The sequence below is a fragment of the Accumulibacter sp. genome, from assembly GCF_031732815.1.
In the GTDB taxonomy this organism is placed as follows: Bacteria; Pseudomonadota; Gammaproteobacteria; order Burkholderiales; family Rhodocyclaceae; genus Accumulibacter.
Window position 1 is genome coordinate 1,914 of the sequence record NZ_JAVMKF010000028.1, and the last position, 4,244, is coordinate 6,157.

The window sequence follows — 4,244 nt, forward strand, 5'->3', positions numbered from 1 at the left end:
GGCGCAGGGCCAGGCGCGACCGCGTATAATCGCCACTCTGCCCATTCCCGGATCGTCCCCCATCATGCAGGAAAAGTATCAACCCGCCGACGTCGAAGCGGCTGCACAGGAATTCTGGACCCAGAGCGGCGCGGCGCGCGCGCTGGAAGACGCCAGCCGGCCGAAGTATTACTGCCTGTCGATGTTTCCGTATCCCTCCGGCAAGCTGCACATGGGTCACGTGCGCAACTATACGATCGGCGACGTGCTCGCCCGCTTCTACCGCATGCAGGGGCGCAACGTGCTGCAGCCGATGGGCTGGGATGCTTTCGGTATGCCGGCCGAGAATGCGGCGATCCAGAACGGGGTGCCGCCGGCGCAGTGGACCTACGCCAACATCGATGACATGCGCAAGCAGTTGCAGCGGCTGGGTTTCGCCATCGACTGGCAGCGCGAGCTCGCCACCTGTTCGCCCGAGTATTACCGCTGGGAGCAGTGGCTGTTCACCCGGCTGTACGCCAAAGGCTTGATCTACAAGCGTCTCGGTACGGTCAACTGGGACCCGGCCGAGCACACGGTGCTCGCCAACGAACAGGTGATCGACGGGCGCGGCTGGCGTTCCGGGGCGCTCGTCGAAAAGCGCGAAATCCCGATGTATTACATGAAGATCACCGCTTACGCCGACGAGTTGCTGGACGATCTGGAGCGGCTCGAGGGTTGGCCGGAACAGGTCAGGCTGATGCAGAAGAACTGGATCGGCCGCAGCACCGGCGTGCGCTTTGCGTTCCCCTACGAGCTCGACGGCGAGGCGGGGCTGTTGTGGGTGTTTACGACGCGCGCCGATACGATCATGGGCGTCACTTTTTGCGCGGTCGCCGCCGAGCATCCGCTGGCGACCTACGCCGCGGCGCGCGATGCGCAGATCGCCGCTTTCGTCGAGGAATGCAAGCAGGGCGGTGTCGCCGAAGCCGATCTGGCGACGATGGAAAAGAAGGGAATGCCGACCGGGATTTTCGTCCGCCATCCGCTGAGCGGCGAGCAGCTCGAGGTGTGGATCGGCAATTACGTGCTGATGGGCTACGGCGACGGCGCGGTGATGGCCGTCCCGGCGCACGATGAACGCGACTTCGCCTTCGCCGGCAAGTACGGCTTGCCGATTCGCCAGGTGATCGCGGTCGACGGCGAGACGTTTTCGCTCGCCGGCTGGCAGGAGTGGTACGCCGACAAGGAGCGCGGCGTCTGCATCAACTCGGGCAAGTACGACGGGCTGGCGTATCCGGCGGCGGTGGCGGCGATTGCCGCCGATCTGGCGGCCAAGGGGCTGGGCGAGAAGAAGGTGCAGTATCGTCTGCGCGACTGGGGGATTTCCCGCCAGCGCTACTGGGGCTGCCCGATTCCGATCATCCATTGCGCTACCTGCGGCGACGTGCCGGTGCCGGACGAGGATTTGCCGGTCGTCCTGCCCGAGAATGTGACGATCACCGGCGCCGGCTCGCCGCTCGCCCGGATGCCCGAGTTCCAGCAGTGCACGTGTCCGCGCTGCGCGCAGCCGGCGCGCCGGGAGACCGACACGCTGGATACGTTCGTCGAGTCCTCGTGGTATTTCCTGCGCTATTGCTGCCCGGACAACACGCAGGCGATGGTCGACGAGCGCGTCGCGTATTGGTGCGCGGGCGGCATCGATCAGTACGTCGGGGGGATCGAACACGCCATTCTGCACCTGCTCTATTCGCGTTTCTGGACCAAGCTGATGCGCGATGTCGGGCTGTTCGGCGAGTGGCGGCTGGACGAACCCTTCGCCAATCTGCTGACGCAGGGGATGGTCGTCGCGCCGACTTTCTATCGCCTGGACGACGATGGCAAGAAGGCGTGGATCAACCCCGCCGAGGTCGAGGTCGTGCACGACGAGCACGGGCGCGTCGTCGGGGCGACGCTGCGCGCCGACGGTCTGCCGGTCGCCGTCGGCGGCAGCGAGAAGATGTCGAAGTCGAAGAACAACGGCGTCGATCCGCAAGCGCTGATCGACCGCTACGGCGCCGACACGGCACGCCTGTTCACGATGTTCGCCAGCCCGCCCGATCAGTCGCTGGAATGGTCGGATGCCGGTGTGGAAGGCGCGTTTCGTTTTCTCAAGCGGCTCTGGCGGATGGTCTTCGAGCATGTCGCCGGCGGCCCGGTGGCGCCGCTCGCCGGCGATCTGGCGGCCGATCTGCCGGCGGCACTGCAGGCGCTGCGCCGCCAGTTGCACCAGACGATCGGCAAGGTCGCCGACGACTACGGTCGGCGCAAGCAGTTCAATACGGCGATCGCGGCGGTCATGGAACTGCTCAATGCGCTCGCCCGGGTGGCCGACGATTCGCCGCTGGCGCGCGCCGTTCGCCAGGAAACGCTCGAGGCGGTGAGCCTGTTGCTCAGCCCGATCGTTCCGCATATCTGCGAAGCGCTCTACGCGGCGCTCTGCCCCGGTCGCTCGGCGAGCGCAGCGCGTTTTCCGCAGGTCGATGCGCAGGCCCTGCAGCGGGCCGAGATCGAACTCGTGCTGCAGATCAACGGGCGCCTGCGTGGCAGCCTGCGCGTGCCGGCGGACGCAACGCGCGAGGTGATCGAAGCGGCTGCGCTGGCCAGCGAAGCGGCGCACAAACATCTGGCCGGAGCGCCGCCGAAGAAGCTGGTGGTCGTTCCCGGTCGCCTGGTCAACATCGTCGCCTGAGTCGGCAAGGACAACATCGATGCGTCTTCCGCGCTGGTGCAAGGGACTGTTCTGCGCGCTGCTGGCGCTGCTCGCCGGCTGTGGTTTCCAGTTGCGCGGATCGTACGCCTTGCCCTATGAAAGCATCTATCTGGCGATGCCCGACTATTCGGTCATCGGGGCGAGCCTGAAGCGCCTGATCCGCGCCTCGGGGACGCAGGTCGCGGAATCGGCCAAGGACGCGCAGGCCACCTTGCTGCCCGGCGCGGAATTTCGTGACCGAGTCGTCTTCACGGTTTCCGGGACTGGCCGGATCAACGAACTGCGCCTGCGTTTTCTCTACAACTACCGGGTGGTCGACGCTCTGGGGCGCGATCTCGTTCCGCCGGCAAAGATCGAGCTGATCCGCGATCTGACCTACGACGATTCGAACGTTCTCGCCAAGCAGCAGGAAGAGGCTCTGCTCTGGCGCGACATGGAGAACGACGTCGTGCAGCAGTTGATGCGCCGGCTGGCCGCGGTCAAGCCGGTGGCGCCGCCGCCGGCCGAGTAGCGGGCGCGCCGATGCTGCTCAAAGGCGAGCAGTTGGCGGCGCAACTCGCGCGCGAACTGCAGCCGGTCTATCTGGTGTATGGCGATGAGCCGCTGCTGCTCATCGAGGCGGCCGACGCGATTCGTGCGGCCGCACGCCAGCGCGGTTTCGACGAGCGCGAAGTGCTCAGCGCGCAAGCGGGTTTCAACTGGAACGAGCTCTATCAGGCGGGTGGCAGTCTGTCCCTGTTCGGCGCGCGCAAGGTGATCGACCTGCGCCTGCCGACCGGCAAGCCCGGCCGCGAGGGCAGTGCGGCGCTGCACGACTACTGCGCGCGGCCGTCCCCCGACGTGCTGCTTCTGGTCAGCGCGTTCGAGCTCGACTGGCGTGATGAAAAAGCCGCCTGGGTCGCGGCGATCGCCGCGGCGGGTGCCGTCGTCAAGCTCGTTGCGCCGGCTGTGGGCGAACTGCCGGCGTGGATTGCCGGCCGTCTGGCGCGCCAGGGACAGCGTGCGGACGCCGCCAGCCTGCGCTTCATCGCCGATCGGGTGGAAGGCAATCTGCTCGCCGCGCACCAGGAGATCGTCAAGCTCGGCGCGCTCTACGCGGCAAAGGAACTGAGCCTGGCCGAGGTGCGCGCGGCGGTGCTCAACGTTGCCCGTTACGATCTGGACGACCTGCGGAGCGCGCTGCTCGTCGGCGACCCGGTGCGCCTGGTGCGGATTCTGGACGGCCTGCAGCAGGAAGGCGAGGCGCCGCTGCTGATTCTGTGGGCGATCAGCGAGGAAGTGCGCGCGCTGGCGCAGATCGGCCGCGGGCTGGCCGCGCGCCGGCCGCTCGAAGCGCTGCTCAAGGAAGCGCGCGTCTGGGGCGCACGGCAGTCGCTGATGCGCCAGGCGCTGCAGCGCTGCAGCGCGCCGCAGGCTGCCGCGGCGCTGCAGCACGCGGCGAACATCGACCGGATGATCAAGGGCCTGGGCAGCGGCGACGTGTGGAACGAGTTCCGCCGCCTGGCGCTCAGCCTTGCCGCTGGCGGAAGGGCTG

The 4,244-nt window shown here is 67.3% G+C and carries 3 protein-coding genes; all 3 read left to right on the top strand.

The annotated features are described in order from the left end of the window. Positions 1–64: 64 nt before the first annotated feature. Entirely contained in the window at positions 65–2,689 is a 2,625-nt protein-coding gene (gene leuS / locus RKP46_RS02305) for a leucine--tRNA ligase (RefSeq protein WP_311105159.1), read from the top strand. Positions 2,690–2,708: 19 nt separating this feature from the next. Next, positions 2,709–3,221, top strand: a complete 513-nt coding sequence (gene lptE / locus RKP46_RS02310; protein ID WP_311105130.1) for an LPS assembly lipoprotein LptE — start codon at positions 2,709–2,711, stop codon at positions 3,219–3,221. 11 nt (positions 3,222–3,232) lie between these two features. Next, positions 3,233–4,244, top strand: a 1,012-nt coding sequence (gene holA / locus RKP46_RS02315) for a DNA polymerase III subunit delta (RefSeq protein WP_311105131.1), incomplete at its 3' end; no start/stop codon positions are given.